We start from the raw sequence: 14,938 nt of genomic DNA, 5'->3' as shown, positions 1-14,938 counted from the left end.
TGAGGTTGGTATGATAAATGGCTTTATTTATAGTTTCGGTTTCGGAATTAACCGATTATATTGCAGAAAAATTTGAAAAAGATGAATGGTTAAATCAGGTTGCGGTAGAGGGGGAACTTTCTAACTGCAAGTTTTCCCAGGGACACTTGTATTTTACCTTAAAAGATGAAAGGGCAGAGCTTAAGGGCGTCATGTATAAAGGACGGGCATCGGCTCTGCCTTTTATTCCTCAAGATGGTCAAAAGGTCATTGTTTTTGGCCAGGTGGCGGTTTACAAAAAAAGGGGTATGTACCAAATTTACGCGGAGGTGATTGAGCCCCTTGGTATCGGGGCTCTTTATTTAAAATTTGAGCAAACAAAAGAAAAGTTAAGGGACAAAGGATATTTTGCCGAAGAGCGAAAGAAAAAACTGCCCCGCTATCCGGAAAAAATTGGCATTGTGACCTCGAAGAGCGGTGCAGCTATTAGAGATATTTTAACAACAATAAAAAAGCGATGGCCCAAGGCTACACTTTATTTAGTTCCTGTAGCGGTTCAGGGGGATGAAGCTCCAGGACAGATAGTAAAGGCGCTAAATTTGTTAAATCGTTATAAACTTTGTGAAGTAATAATTTTAGCCCGGGGAGGAGGAAGTTTTGAGGAGTTAGCGGCTTTTAACGAAGAGGCGGTTGCCGATGCTATTTTTGCTTCTAAAATTCCGGTAGTTACCGGGATTGGACACGAAACCGATACTTCCATTGCCGATATGGTTGCCGACTGCAGGGCTCCGACCCCAACGGGAGCAGCAGTTGAAGCTACCCCTAATTTAGCGGAAATATGGAATAATTTACGGGAGCAACGCCAAAAAATGGTCAAAGCTTTAGCCAATTATTTCCGGCAAGAACAAAAAAATCTGGAATTTCAGGAAAAAAGAATATTTAGAGCATACGAAAAATTAATAACCGATAAAAGCCGGGAAGTTGCCGAAGGGCTTACAAGGCTTTTAAGAAGTTTTAAAACAACTTTTCAGCAGGAAAAAAATCGGCTAAACCTTTTAAAAGATAAACTTATCCTTCTTTCCCCATATCATCGTCATAAACAGCAAAAAGAAAAACTCGAAGAGCTAAGGGAGAGGCTTTTTTTACGATGTGCTGAATTATTAAAAAGAAATCAGGCGGTTCTTTTTCAGCAAAATTTGCGGTTAAGAACTTCGGTAAAAAATCTTGTTTTACAAAAAAATTTGGTGCTTTCTTCTTATGAAGAAAGATTAAAGCTTTTAAATCCGCTAAAAATTTTAAAGCGGGGTTATGCGGTGGTCTTTGATTTTGAAGGCAGGGTTGTGACTTCCGTTAATAATCTTCCAGAAAGATTTAAAATTAAATTTTCCGATGGGGAAGCCTTGGCTAAAACCCTTGGCAAAAATATAATTAAGGGTGATGAAAAGGATGACCTTTGAAGAAGCGATGAATAGATTAAACGAGATCGTGGAACGTTTGGAACGGGGAAATGTAGGGTTAGAAGAAAGCTTGGCTCTATTTGAAGAAGGGTTAAAGCTTCACCGTTTTTGCAGCGAAAAGTTGAAAGAGTTAGAATTAAAGTTAGTGGAAGTTCAGGAAGATGAAGCCGGTGAGATTACTTTAGAGGAAATTGTAGAAATGGAAGATGATTTACCCTTTTAGCGGAGGAGTTTCATGGAGTTTGAAAGCCGTTTTAAAAGCTATCAAAAAATGGTAGAAGAAGGTATCGGGCGTTTTCTGCCCCCGGACGACACCTATCCGCCCGTAATTCACCAAGCGATGAATTACAGTCTAAAAGCTGGCGGGAAAAGGCTAAGGCCTGTCCTGATGCTGGCCGCAGGGGAATGGAGCGGTATTGCTCCGGAAAAATTGCTCCCGGCGGCGGTAGGGGTGGAGTGTCTGCACACCTATTCGCTGATTCACGATGACCTGCCGGCAATGGATAACGATGATTTTCGACGGGGAAAGCCAACTAACCATAAAGTTTTTGGGGAAGCCATTGCAATTTTGGCGGGAGATGCTTTATTAACCAAAGCTTTTGAATTAACTGCCAAAACTTTAGAACAGGGGATACCTGCGGAGCGGGTAGTCCGGGCAATTCAAGAACTGGCGGTAGCTTCTGGCTCCGAGGGTCTTATTGCTGGTCAGGTGGTGGATTTAAGTTCTAATGAAAACAAAAAAGATCCTGAGGTTTTGTTATATATTCATCTTAATAAAACTGCCCGCTTGATCCGCTATAGTTTAATTGCCGGAGGGATTTTGGCTGGAGCTACTGAAGAAGAAATTAGAGCCTTGGACGATTACGGGCGCCATTTGGGCCTTGCCTTCCAAATTGTTGATGATTTGTTGGATGTAGTTGGTGATTTTCAAAAGATTGGTAAACCGGTGGGGAGTGACGAAAAAAATCAAAAGCTTACTTATGTATCGCTTTTTGGTATTGAGGAAACCAAAAAAAGGGCGGCAGAAGAAGTTAATGCGGCAAAGAATGTTTTAAAGCCGTACGGTGAGAAAAGCAGCTTTTTTATAAAGCTTGCTGAATTTATTCTAAAAAGAGAGTCTTAGACATTTTTTAGGAAAAAATTGCTTTTGCATTGTTAATGAAGTTTTGTTATAATTTTAAGACAATTGAAAATAGCACGGGACGGCTGATGCAGTATCCTAGTCGGACCCGCACCTTTCGAAGACGGGCCTAAAAATCCGTCGCGGGCACATCGATGAAGTTCCTGGTGCTGGCTTACGACGCCCAGTCGGGGGCTGGTGCTGGGAGTTAAGGTTGGAGGGCGAGCCGCAATGGCATGCGGGCGTGGACCCTCCTTCCACGGAGACCCAAGTGCGTGGGGAGCGTTCGCGAACTACGGCTTGGGATTAAACCTGCACGTGGGGGCGTGCTACGTGCAGTGTAGCCTGCCTTGAGTGAAATGGGGGGATATTAGGTTAAGGGGAGAAGCCGATCGGGCCCTTAGGCTTCGAACCTTCTAATTGAAACCCATTTTGCAAAAGAGGCTAGATTGGTGCGGGAGCCGTCGGGGAAATCCTCTAGGCTGTTTGGCCCGGCCAAGGTCTTACGGGGATTGCAGTATGGACTAAGTGGTGATCCAGTTCCGCAGCGGGTAACCCTGCGGCAGAAGCTTTAAAGGGAAACCGCCTCCTCGGTGACGAGAGGTAGCTTCTGGGGAAATCCTACTGGACCTTAAGCCATAAAATTAACCCGTAAGGCTATCAGCCGTCCTGGCTACCTGGACCCTGCTATTGAGGTGAAAAATCTTTGGGTAAAAACAAAAATAATAATTCCAGAGGGGAAAATAATTACTTCGGGCGTGTTATCAAGATAGCCTTTTTAACCTTTGGGTTAGCGTTAATATTTACCATTTTATCCGAGTATTTTATTGCCCGGACCCAGAGTATTATCTTTGCTACTTTTTTTTTGGTGATAATTATTATTTTAAACATTGCCTTTGACATAGTGGGCACGGCGGTGGCGGCCGCTGAAGAAGCTCCGTTTCACGCAATGGCCAGTAAAAAAATACGAGGAGCTAAGGAAAGCTACCTTTTGGTGAGAAATGCCGATAAGGTAGCTAATTTTTGTAATGACGTTATTGGGGATATTGCAGGAACCATCAGCGGGGCCCTGGGAATATCCTTAGCTCTACAAATCGGCCGGTATTTTCCAGGATATTTAGCGTTAATTAATATTTTAATTACCAGCTTTATAGCTGCCGTGATTGTTGCCGGTAAGGCTTTAGGCAAGAAGATAGCCATTGAAAAGGCCGAAAAGGTTATAGCCCTTGCGGGTATAACTATCTACCATTTGGAAAAAAATATTAAAGTTAAGATTATCAAAGACGGTTAAAGGAGGACTCCCTTTGGGACCTATTTTAGAGCGAATTTCCCTGCCGGAGGACATAAAAAAACTAAAACCCGGTGAATTAATAGCCCTTGCCCGGGAGTTGCGGGAATACATTATTACCGTTGCCAGCCAGAATGGAGGTCATCTCGCTCCAAGTTTAGGAGTGGTGGAACTGACCCTTGCCCTTCATTTTGTTTTTGAAGCTCCCAGAGACAAAATTATCTGGGATGTAGGGCATCAGGCTTATGCTCATAAAATTTTAACCGGCAGAAAAAAACAGTTTAAAACTTTAAGGACTTTTGGCGGTCTTTCCGGTTTTCCCAAAAGGGATGAAAGCCCCTATGATGCTTTTGGTGTGGGGCACAGCAGTACTTCCATTTCGGCAGCTCTGGGAATGGCTTTAGCCCGGGATTTAAAAGGTGAGCAGTTTGAAGTGGTAGCGGTTATCGGGGATGGAGCTTTAACCGGAGGTATGGCTTTTGAAGCCCTTAACCATGCCGGTCATTTAAAGAAAAAGCTAATTGTCGTGGTTAATGATAATGAAATGTCCATCGCTCAAAATGTTGGGGCTTTATCCGCTTATTTAAGTCGCATCCGTACCGATCCCAAATATTCCAGGGGTAAAGATGAATTAGAAGCCCTCATCAAAAAAATTCCGCATATTGGACCAACAATGGTGAAAATTGGCGAAAGACTAAAGGATAGCTTTAAATATCTTTTGGTGCCTGGCATGCTGTTTGAAGAACTGGGATTTACCTATTTGGGACCTATCGATGGTCACAATATTAAGGAAATGATTGAAGTGTTCAGCCGGGCTAAAACTTTTACTGAACCGGTGGTTGTTCACGTCATTACCAAAAAGGGGAAAGGCTATCATTTAGCTGAAGAGAACCCCGATGGTTTTCACGGTGTTGGCAAATTTTATATAAGCACCGGCGAACCGGTAGAAGTACCCAGGGTAAGTTTTACCGAAATTTTTGGCAAAGCTCTGGTAGAGCTTGCCCAGGACCGTCCGGAGGTGGTAGCCATAACTGCTGCCATGCCCACCGGTACCGGATTAAATTACTTTGCCCAAAAATATCCCGAACGTTTTTACGATGTGGGTATTGCCGAACAGCATGCGGTGACCCTGGCGGCAGGAATGGCCTGTGAAGGGTTGAAGCCGGTGGTAGCTATTTATTCGACCTTTTTGCAGAGGTCTTTTGACCAGATAATCCATGATGTTTGCTTACAAAATCTTCCAGTAGTCTTTGCCATTGACCGGGCGGGGATTGTTGGTGAAGATGGTCCAACTCACCACGGAATTTTTGATTTAAGTTATTTAAGGATGATTCCCAATCTTACCATTATGGTACCCAGAAATGAAGATATGTTAAGGAAAATGTTGTTTACGGCTATAAACCACCCCGGCCCTGTTGCTCTCCGTTATCCCCGGGGAGCGGCGGTAGGGGTTGAATTAACACCTTACGAGCAGCTACCTGTTGGCACGGCGGAAGTTTTAAAAGAAGGCAGCGATGGAGTTGTTATCGGAGTTGGACGCCCGCTAAACTATGCTTTAAAAGCCGCCCAAAAACTTGAGAACGAAGGTATATCTTTAACTGTTATCGATGCCCGGTTTGTAAAACCTTTGGATTATAAGCTTTTAGAGGAAATTGGAAGCTTACATAAACCGATTATTACCGTTGAAGAAAATGTTGTTGCAGGAGGTTTTGGTTCGGCGGTAAATGAATATTTTGCCTTTAAAGGAATTGGAACAAAGGTGGTTAATTTAGGAATAGCCGACGAGTTTCCTCCTCATGGTAAGGTGGAGGAAATTTTAAACCTTTACGGCTTAACGGAAGAAAAGCTTTACTTAAAGTTTCGGGAGATCTTAAGTAAGCTATGAAAAAAAGGCTTGATATTTTAATGGTGGAAAAGGGATTGGTCCAGAGCCGGGAAAAGGCCCGGGCTCTAATTATGGCCGGTGAAGTTTTGGTGGGAGAACAAAAAATTACCAAACCCGGCACGATGGTAGCAGTAGAAGCACCAATTAGAATTTTAGGGCAGGGTTTAAAATATGTTAGCCGGGGCGGCTATAAGTTGGAAAAAGCTTTAGAAGAATTTAAGATAAATCTACAGGGAAAAATTGTAATTGACATTGGAGCTTCTACCGGTGGCTTTACCGATTGTGCATTGCAATATGGAGCAAAAACAGTTTATGCGGTGGATGTAGGCTACGGTCAGTTAAGTCTTAAATTACGGCAGGATCCCAGGGTGGTGGTTTTTGAAAGGACGAATATCCGTTATTTTGAAGCAGAAAAGTTACCGGAGAAACCTGACTTTGCCACCTGTGATGTTTCATTTATTTCTTTAAAGTTAGTGCTGCCGAAAATTAAGGAAATTTTAGCGCCCCGGGGAGAAGCGATAGTGTTAATAAAACCGCAGTTTGAGGCCGGACGAGAAAAGGTGGGTAAAAAAGGAGTTGTAAGGGATCCCGCTACCCACCGGGAAGTGGTGAAAAATCTTTTAGAGTATGCCGAAGGGCTTGGGTTTCAACCTCTGGGACTTACCTATTCTCCTATTACCGGCCCTGAAGGAAACATTGAATATTTACTTTATCTTTCGACGGACAATACTAAAGAAAAGGTTAAAATTGATGTTGACCGGGTTGTAACGGAGGCTTTTTTACGTTTTAATAAATAAGCAGGGGTTATCCCTGCTTTTTAAGTATAAAGGAGGAATTAAGGGAGGTTTGCGAGAATTAAAATAGCGGAGGTTGGCAGAATTGAAAACAATTGGTGTTGCGGTGAATAAAGATAAAAAACTTGGGCCTATTTTATTGGAAAAAATAATGGAAAAGGCCCGGGATTACGATTTTTTGCTGAAAAACCGCTACCTTGTTTCGGGAGAATGCGGTATAGTTGAAATAGCGGAAATCGAGGAAAAAACCGAAAAAATTGATCTGGTTCTGGTTTTGGGGGGCGATGGGACGATTTTATGTGCCACCCGCTATTTTGCTCCTAAAGATATACCCATCCTGGGAATAAATTTGGGTCAACTGGGGTATTTAAGTGAACTTGATCCCCAGGAAATAGATTTTGGTCTGCAGAAAATCAGGGCCGGGGAATACCTTGTAGAAGACCGTACCATGCTTGAAGCCAAGGTTAGGCGTGCCAAACAGGAAGTTGCGGTTTTTCATGGTTTAAATGATGGAGTTTTAACCAAAGGTGCTTTTGCCCGGATTATCAACTTTGCGGTTTTTGTTGATGAACAGTACATAACCGAATATGCGGCGGATGGTGTAATTGTGGCAACTCCCACCGGGTCTACTGCTTATTCCCTTTCGGCGGGAGGAGCTATTCTTGATCCCGAGGTCAAAGCTTTTATAATTACCCCGATTTGTCCGCATACTCTTGCCGCCCGTTCCCTGGTGGTGGCGGATGATAAAGAAATAAAAATTGTGGTTAAGACCGCCCTGGAAAGTAGCATGCTAACCGTTGATGGACAGCAGGGGTTCGGGATTAAACCTGGGGATGAAATAATTATTAAAAAAGCTCCCTACCGGGCAAAATTTATTAAACTTAAAAATCGTAGTTTCTATCAGCTTTTAAGAGAGAAGATGCGGGAGGCCAATCGTTACCATGATTGATTTGGAGAAAATTACCGGCCTCGTCCACTTATACCTGCAGGAAGTCGTGCAAGCTGGAGATGTTGCCGTTGATGCGACCGCCGGCAATGGTAACGATACCTTGTTTTTAGCTCACCGGGTTGGGGAAAAGGGTAAAGTGTATGCTTTTGATATTCAGGAACAAGCGCTGAAAATAACGGAACAAAAACTTAAGGAAGCAGGTATGGTCAAAAGAGCGGTTTTTATCCTGGATTCCCACGAAAAGGTTTTAGAGTATGTTAAGGTTCCCATAAAAGCTGCGGTTTTTAATTTAGGCTATCTTCCAGGAGGCAATAAAAGCATAATTACAAAACCTTCAACCACCGTCACCGCTCTTGCCGAATGTTACAAATTATTACTTCCCGGAGGAATAATAACGGTTACCGTGTATGTGGGCCATGCGGGCGGGGAGGAGGAAAGGTTGAGGATAGAGGAGTTTTCGCAAAAAATTCCCGACCGTGAAGGATATGTGATTAAGCATGAATTTTTAAATCGACCCCAAACTTATCCCAAGCTTTACATAATTGGGAAAAGGAGGAATTGCGGTTGAAAATTCGCCGACAGAAAAAAATTCTTGAACTTGTAGAACAGAAAGTGATCAGAACCCAGGAAGAATTAGCGGAAGCTTTAAAAGAGGCCGGATTCGATGTGACACAGGCTACCGTTAGCCGGGACATAAAGGAACTGGGCTTGGTTAAAATTCCCTTTCAAAAGGACAGCTATCGGTATGCTCTGCCGCAAAAAACTGTATCCGCTGCTTCCATTGAACGTTTAAAAAGACTTTTTGCCGATGCGGTAAGCAGTTATGACCAAAGTGAAAACCTCATAGTTATTAAGACTTTACCCGGAGCCGCTCAGGGGGTAGCCAGTGCTATTGACCAGGTAGCTTTTCCGGAAATTCTTGGGACTATTGCCGGGGATGATACTATTTTAATTATTGCTCGGGATCGGGAACAGGTTCCCAAAATCTTAGCGAGATTTGACGAATTTTTAACTTAGGTGATGATATGCTTTTGGCTTTAACGGTGGAGAATTTTGGGTTAATTGAACGGGTAAATATGGATTTTACCCCGGGCTTAAATGTTCTAACCGGTGAAACCGGGGCCGGTAAGTCGATGCTAATTGATGCGCTGCTTTTACTTTTAGGGCAGAAAGCCCGCGGGGACGTGGTGAGAAAAGGGGCGGATAAAGCCCTTTTAACCGCAACCTTTGAGTCGGAAAGGCTTTGTCATAAACTCCGGGAGTACGGTTTACCGGCCGATGAGGTGAACATTTTTTCCCGGGAAATTGCCGCCGATGGTAAGTCGGTGGCCCGGATTAACGGTACGGTGGTTCCTTTGTCTTTATACCGGGAGATGACCCAGGGCTTAATTGACGTTATGACGCAGCATGAGCAGCAAATGCTTCTTGCTCCATCTTACCATTTAAAGCTTTTAGACCGTACGGGCGATGAGGAATTTCAGCGGTGGTGTAAACAGCTAAAAGACGCCTATGAAGGGTGGATGGAGGCGGAAAAACTGTACGAGGAAATAATTTCCCAGGAAATGGAACGGTTAAAAAGAATCGATTATTTAAAGTTTTGCATTAATGAGATCGAAAAAATAAACCCTTCATTGGAAGAAGAAGAACAGCTCAAGCAGTTCCATAATAGGCTTTTAAATCAGGAAAGGCTTTATGGACTAATTGGCAATGCCTATCGGGAAATTTACGGCGAAAATGAACCGGGAATAGTTGACCGCTTGGGAAGAATTACCAAGGATTTAAGAGAGGCGACCCGTGTTGACTCGTTTATCGAGGAAATTTTAAAAAAAGTTGAGGATGCTACCCTTCTTCTGGAAGAAGCGGCTTTAGATTTAAAAACTTACTTGGACGGGATGGAAAACCAGTCCCTTAATCCCGATGAAGTTGAGGAAAGGCTCTATCGTTACGAGTTATTAAAGAAAAAGTACGGACCTACCCTAAAGGATGTTTTGAATTTTTTAGAAAAGGCACGGCAAGAATACCAAAATTTATCCGAAATTGAAGAAAATAAAGCTTTTTATCAGGAAAAGGCCGAAAAAATGCGGGAAAATTATTATAAAATAAATTCTCTGGTTAAAGAATATCGAAGAAAGCTTGCGGTTAAGCTCGAAGAAAGCATTTCGAAGCACTTAAAAGAGCTTTTAATGCCGCATGCTCAAATAAAAGTTGTTTTTACCGACGCATCTCCCGGTCCGCGCGGGAATGAAGCAATTCAGTTTTATTTTCTACCCAATCCCGGTGAAGATTTAAAACCCTTAGCGAAAATTGCCTCGGGAGGAGAGTTATCCCGACTGTTACTGTCCTTTAAGCTGTACTTTAACCAGGTAGATGAGCATGAAACTCTTATTTTTGACGAGATTGAAACCGGACTTGGGGGTAGTATTATCGAAGTGGTTGGCGAAAAATTAAAAAAGTTATCGTCAAACCACCAGGTGCTTTTAGTTACCCATTCCCCAATTATTGCCGGTTTTGCGGATACCCATTTTGTTGTGGAAAAAATAGTGAGCGAGGAGCGTACGGAAACACGGGTGAAAAAACTAACTTTTGAGGAAAGAAAATGGGAGATCGCCCGCATGCTGGGCGAAAAGGAGATAGAAGCGCTAAATTTAGAAATGGCTGAAAAAATTCTCAAAAAAGGAAAATAGCGGTTATAACCGCTATTTTTTTTTGGATATCACTCCAGAAAAATAACAACATAACGGCGAAAACAAGAGAAAAAATAAAATTAACAAAAAAAATCGAAGAAATGGGGTGATATCCAGTGATAAAAGTAAAATATCGCAATAAATGGCTGATAATTATCTTTATTTTACTGTTAGGAGTTTTAAGCACCTGTTTGCAATTAAGTAGCCTTCCGGCGGAAATAAATCTGGCAAAAGCTAAAACCGTTAAAGAAAATTCCGGCAAAAAGATTCCCATAAAATATCTTGTACCCGGAGGGCAAAGTATAGGGGTTTATCTTAAAACCCCTGGCGTTATGGTGGTTGGTTTTTCCGATGTAGAAACCAAAGAGGGTGAAATAAATCCAGCCCGGGAAGCAAAGCTCAAAGAAGGGGACTTAATTTTTAAGGTTAACGACCTTCCGGTTAATCATGAATTTGATTTAAAAAATTTAATTAATCAATCAGGAGGACAAAAAATTACCTTAACGATTAGACGGGGGGAAGAAACGTTTAAGCGGGAAATAAATCCGGTATATAGTGAGGAGGAAAAACGCTGGCGTATTGGCGTATTTATTCGTGACAATATTGCAGGACTGGGAACCTTATCCTATTATAATCCGCAAGATAAAACCTTTGGGGCTCTTGGCCATACCATTATTGATCCGGATACCGGCAAAGTTTTTCCCGTCGGGCAGGGGAAAATTGTCGCAGCTCAAATTCAAGGTATTTATCCCAGTCGAAGAGGACAGCCGGGAGAAAAAATTGGAAGATTTATCCATAAAAACATTGTGGGCACTGTGTATTTAAATAACCGCTTCGGAATTTTTGGCAAAGCAAGCCAGCAAATAATAAATCCTTACTTCCAAAAACCGGTGCCGATTGCTTTTAATGACGAAGTCAAGCCCGGGCCTGCGGAAATTTATACGGTAGTAAAAGGAGAAAAAATAGAGAAATTTACCGTTTATATCGAAAAAGTGAGACCGTATCAAAAAGATGGTCGAAACTTAATTATAAGGATTAAAGACCCCCGGTTGTTAAGCTTAACCGGCGGGATTGTCCAGGGAATGAGCGGTTCGCCGATAATTAAAGAGGGCAAGTTTATAGGGGTTGTGACTCATGTCTTTTTAAGTGATAGCAGCAAAGGTTATGGTATTCTTATAGAAAACATGTTAAAAGAAGTGTATAATAGTAATAACTTCTGGGTGCTTAACTCTACTTTTTCTTTTGTAAAATACTGTCGCTATTTTTCGGAAAAAAATATTTTGTCAATAGCAGGAAAAAGATTTATACCGTCGAAATGTATTTTAGGCAATAAAAAGGAAATTATTAGGAGGCGGGGGAAGTGGAACCAATTAGAATTGTCATCATTGATGACAACCGGGAGTTTTGTGAGCTTTTAAAAGAATTTATAAACCAGCAGGAAGATTTTTTCCTGGCTGGAGTAGCCCATAATGGCGTTGAGGGGTTAGAGGTAATTTCCCAGCAAAAACCCGATATTGTAGTTCTTGATATTATTATGCCCCACCTGGACGGGATTGGTGTGCTGGAAAAACTTACCGAAGTTGATGATAGACCTAAAGTGATTTTGCTTACGGCTTTTGGTCAGGAATCAATAACCCAAAAAGCGGTGGAGTTAGGTGCTGATTATTATATTTTAAAACCTTTTGATTTTTCGGTTTTAGCTGCGCGCATAAGACAGTTAGCGCAGGGTACGGTTGCCAGCAAACCAATTACTGCTTCCAATACGACTTCCGTTCTTTCATCCCAATTACCCAAAACAAAAAATTTAGAGTTATTGGTAACCAATATCATCCATGAGATGGGTGTACCGGCCCATATTAAGGGTTATCATTATTTAAGGGACGCCATTTTAATGGTTACGAAAGAAGTAAATCTTTTAGGGGCAATAACCAAAGAGTTATATCCCATGATTGCCCAAAAGTATCATACTACTCCCAGCCGTGTAGAGAGGGCCATCCGCCATGCCATTGAACTGGCCTGGGATCGAGGAAATATTGAGTTAATTAATAAGTATTTTGGTTATACTATTGATGTAGAACGGGGTAAACCTACTAATTCCGAGTTTATCGCTATAATTGCCGACCGCTTGCGTTTAGAAGCCAAGGTTAGTTAATAATAAGTTTTACGGTAAGCGCCAGGTTTCCTGGCGTTTTTTACTGTGCTATAATAGGAAGGAAAAATGTATCTTGAGGTGGCAACAAAATGGAAATTAGGGGCGTAGCCCTTTTGGACAAAAAAACGAAAAATTTAATAAAACGCTTAAAGCCGGGTCAAATAGCTGTTATTGACCATCAGGATATTGATGAAGTAGCGGCTCGCGGACTCATTGAAAAAAAGGTAAAAGCAGTAATTAACTGTGCTCAATCTATTAGCGGTAAATACCCCAATATTGGGCCGCTTTTACTTGTGCAAAATGGGATTAGCCTTATTGATGAGGCTCCCCGAAAACTTTTTGATGTTTTAAATGAAGGTGATTTTTTAATTATTAGGGAAGGGAAAATTTATAGAAATGACGAGTTTTTGGGCGAAGGTACGGTTTTAGATGTAGAAAAAATCAAAGCCAAAATGGAAGCTACCAAGGAAAATTTAGGAGAAACCATGTTAGCCTTTATCGAAAATACCTTACATTATGCCCGAAAGGAAACGGGGCTTATTTTAGGGCAGTATCCGCCTCCGCCGATAAACACTGATTTTCGGGGTAGGCACGCCCTGATTGTAGTCCGGGGACATAATTATCAGGAGGATTTAAAAGCTATCCGCATCTATATAAATGAAGTCAAACCCGTTCTAATTGGAGTGGATGGTGGGGCGGATGCTTTAAGGGAAGCGGGCTACTGTCCTGATATAATCATCGGAGATATGGATAGCGTCAGTGATGAAACGTTAAAATGCGGGGCTGAAATTATCGTGCACGCTTACCCGAACGGTGAAGCGCCGGGTTTAAAGCGCCTTCATGAGTTGGGACTTAACGCAAAAATTTATCCAGCTCCGGGAACATCGGAAGATATAGCCATGCTGTTAGCTTATGAAAAAGGGGCGGAATTAATTGTGGCAGTGGGAACCCATTCCAATCTTTTTGATTTTTTAGAGAAGGGGCGCAAAGGAATGGGTAGTACTTTTTTGGTGCGCTTACTTGTGGGAGCTAAACTTGTGGATGCCAAAGGGGTTAATAAACTGTATAAAAGTCGCCTGAAAGCAAGATATTTACTCCACCTGATTGTTGCGGCTTTAATTCCTGTTGTAATTATTTTAGCTGTATCGCCGGTTACCAGAAATCTGTTCCGGGTTTTGCTAATTCAGCTCAAGCTTTTATTTGGAATATAGCTTTGGGGGCGATTTTGTTATGATTATTGATTTTAAATACCACATTGCCTCGTTAATAGCGGTTTTTTTAGCTCTGGGCCTGGGAATATTTATCGGAACTTCCTTAGGGTATGACAACCGAATTGGTGAAGCAATTTTAAATCAGCAAAAGCAACTTACCCAGGGGATTGAAAAACGCCTGGACGAACTTAAGAAAAAAAATGATGAGTTGGAAGCTATAAATGAAGAATTAGAAGTAACCAATAAGGTTTTAAAACAATATCAGGAAGAAACCTTACCGGTGCTGGTTAAGGGCAAACTAACCGGCAAAAAAGTGGCGATTGTTGTAACCGGTTATTACGGACTAAACGATGAGGTAAAAGAGGTTTTAAAAAAGGCGGGAGCTGAAATTGTCAGTATTACTGAGATTATACCGGAGGAACTTACCAATCCTGCGGATATTGATTATATTAAAAGCCAGATGAAATGGCAAATCAAGGATGAAAAAGAATTCTACACCAAATTTGCCCTGGAAGTGGGGAAGAATCTTTTAACCCCGGGGGATGGTTCAACACTTTTAACGTTAGCCAAAACCGATGCTTTAAAAATAACCGGGAAATACGGAGTGCCGTTAGATGGTGTGGTGGTTATCGGTGGCGGTCTTAGTGAAAGTGATTTGGTGAACTACCTTGACCTTCCGCTTATTAAGTTTTTAAAGACTGTACCGGTGGTAATTGGTGGAGAGTACAGCAACGTTGAAAAGTCCTACATTAAGTATTACCAGAAAGAAAGAATTACGACTATAGATGATTTAGACCTGCCTTCGGGACAGTTGAGTTTAGTTTACGGCCTTTTAGGGGTAAAAGGAGATTTTGGTGTTAAAAGTACTGCCAAACGTTTAGTACCGCCCATAGGGCAGTAAGGGGGAAAATATGGAGAAAAAAGTTTCGGTAATCATTCCAGCATATAATGAGGAAGGAAGAATCGGGGACACGGTAAGGGCTTCGTATAAAATTCCCGGAGTAAAGGAAGTTATTGTAGTTGATGACGGCTCAACGGATAACACTTATGCTGAAGCAGTTCATGCAGGAGCTAAAGTTATTAAACTTTCCCGAAATGCTGGCAAAGGGAAAGCTATTGAAGCGGGAGCCAGGGAGTTTACCGGCGATTTTGTTTTATTATTAGATGGAGATTTGGGAAATTCGGCAGTTTATGCAGAAAAACTTTTAACTCCTCTTTTTGCCGGGGAAGCGGATATGGTTATTGCGCGCTTTGGTGCTCCAAGAAAAAAGGGGGGCTTTGGCCTGGTAAAAAGGCTAACTCGTTGGGGATTGAAAAGTTTTACGGGACAGGTGGTGGAAGCGGTATTATCGGGACAAAGGGCTTTTACCCGGGAAAGTTTTTTAGGATTACTTCCTCTGGCGGAAGGTTATGCTTTGG

Annotated in this window: 16 protein-coding genes; all 16 read left to right on the top strand. The window is 42.0% G+C overall.

Features of this window, described 5'->3' with window-relative positions:
- The first annotated feature begins 17 nt into the window (after positions 1-17).
- Positions 18-1,436, top strand: coding sequence for an exodeoxyribonuclease VII large subunit (xseA, locus tag ciss_RS08300; RefSeq protein ID WP_075865802.1), 1,419 nt, complete (start codon positions 18-20; stop codon positions 1,434-1,436).
- Positions 1,426-1,659 carry an exodeoxyribonuclease VII small subunit gene (xseB, locus tag ciss_RS08295; protein WP_077177517.1) on the top strand — a complete coding sequence of 78 codons (234 nt, stop codon included), beginning with the start codon at positions 1,426-1,428 and terminating at the stop codon, positions 1,657-1,659. Before xseA ends, xseB begins: the two co-directional genes overlap by 11 nt.
- 12 nt (positions 1,660-1,671) lie before the next feature.
- Positions 1,672-2,559: a polyprenyl synthetase family protein gene (locus tag ciss_RS08290; protein WP_075865800.1), complete on the top strand. Its 888-nt coding sequence runs from the start codon at positions 1,672-1,674 to the stop codon at positions 2,557-2,559.
- 449 nt (positions 2,560-3,008) lie between these two features.
- Positions 3,009-3,131 (top strand): hypothetical protein, encoded by a 123-nt coding sequence (locus tag ciss_RS13690; RefSeq protein ID WP_268874211.1) that lies wholly within the window; start codon positions 3,009-3,011, stop codon positions 3,129-3,131.
- A 131-nt stretch (positions 3,132-3,262) separates the two neighbouring features.
- Complete coding sequence (locus ciss_RS08285; protein WP_075865799.1) at positions 3,263-3,847, top strand: hypothetical protein; 585 nt, start codon at positions 3,263-3,265, stop codon at positions 3,845-3,847.
- A 22-nt stretch (positions 3,848-3,869) separates the two neighbouring features.
- Complete coding sequence (gene dxs, locus ciss_RS08280) at positions 3,870-5,729, top strand: 1-deoxy-D-xylulose-5-phosphate synthase (protein WP_439951276.1); 1,860 nt, start codon at positions 3,870-3,872, stop codon at positions 5,727-5,729.
- On the top strand, positions 5,726-6,526 hold the full coding sequence (locus tag ciss_RS08275) for a TlyA family RNA methyltransferase (RefSeq protein WP_075865797.1): 801 nt from the start codon (positions 5,726-5,728) through the stop codon (positions 6,524-6,526). Before dxs ends, ciss_RS08275 begins: the two co-directional genes overlap by 4 nt.
- An 82-nt stretch (positions 6,527-6,608) precedes the next feature.
- Complete coding sequence (locus ciss_RS08270) at positions 6,609-7,472, top strand: NAD(+)/NADH kinase (RefSeq protein WP_075865796.1); 864 nt, start codon at positions 6,609-6,611, stop codon at positions 7,470-7,472.
- Complete coding sequence (mnmM, locus tag ciss_RS08265; RefSeq protein WP_075865795.1) at positions 7,465-8,040, top strand: tRNA 5-(aminomethyl)-2-thiouridylate-methyltransferase MnmM; 576 nt, start codon at positions 7,465-7,467, stop codon at positions 8,038-8,040. The genes ciss_RS08270 and mnmM overlap by 8 nt, the downstream gene beginning before the upstream one ends.
- Positions 8,037-8,489 carry an arginine repressor gene (gene argR, locus ciss_RS08260; protein ID WP_011344873.1) on the top strand — a complete coding sequence of 151 codons (453 nt, stop codon included), beginning with the start codon at positions 8,037-8,039 and terminating at the stop codon, positions 8,487-8,489. The genes mnmM and argR overlap by 4 nt, the downstream gene beginning before the upstream one ends.
- 8 nt (positions 8,490-8,497) lie before the next feature.
- A complete protein-coding gene (gene recN, locus ciss_RS08255) occupies positions 8,498-10,156 on the top strand; it encodes a DNA repair protein RecN (protein WP_075865794.1) in 1,659 nt (552 codons plus the stop codon).
- Between the two features lie 116 nt (positions 10,157-10,272).
- Positions 10,273-11,574 carry a SpoIVB peptidase gene (spoIVB, locus tag ciss_RS08250; protein ID WP_075865793.1) on the top strand — a complete coding sequence of 434 codons (1,302 nt, stop codon included), beginning with the start codon at positions 10,273-10,275 and terminating at the stop codon, positions 11,572-11,574.
- Positions 11,517-12,308, top strand: a complete 792-nt coding sequence (gene spo0A, locus ciss_RS08245) for a sporulation transcription factor Spo0A (protein ID WP_075865792.1) — start codon at positions 11,517-11,519, stop codon at positions 12,306-12,308. Before spoIVB ends, spo0A begins: the two co-directional genes overlap by 58 nt.
- Before the next feature lie 89 nt (positions 12,309-12,397).
- Entirely contained in the window at positions 12,398-13,519 is a 1,122-nt protein-coding gene (steA, locus tag ciss_RS08240; protein ID WP_075865791.1) for a putative cytokinetic ring protein SteA, read from the top strand.
- 19 nt (positions 13,520-13,538) lie between these two features.
- Positions 13,539-14,420, top strand: a complete 882-nt coding sequence (locus tag ciss_RS08235; protein WP_075865790.1) for a copper transporter — start codon at positions 13,539-13,541, stop codon at positions 14,418-14,420.
- Positions 14,421-14,430: 10 nt separating this feature from the next.
- On the top strand, positions 14,431-14,938 hold a 508-nt coding region (locus ciss_RS08230), incomplete at its 3' end, for a glycosyltransferase family 2 protein (RefSeq protein ID WP_235837278.1).

Origin of the sequence: Carboxydothermus islandicus (genome assembly GCF_001950325.1) — a bacterium.
In the GTDB taxonomy this organism is placed as follows: Bacteria; Bacillota; Z-2901; order Carboxydothermales; family Carboxydothermaceae; genus Carboxydothermus; species Carboxydothermus islandicus.
This window is presented reverse-complemented; position numbering and strand designations above follow the sequence as displayed.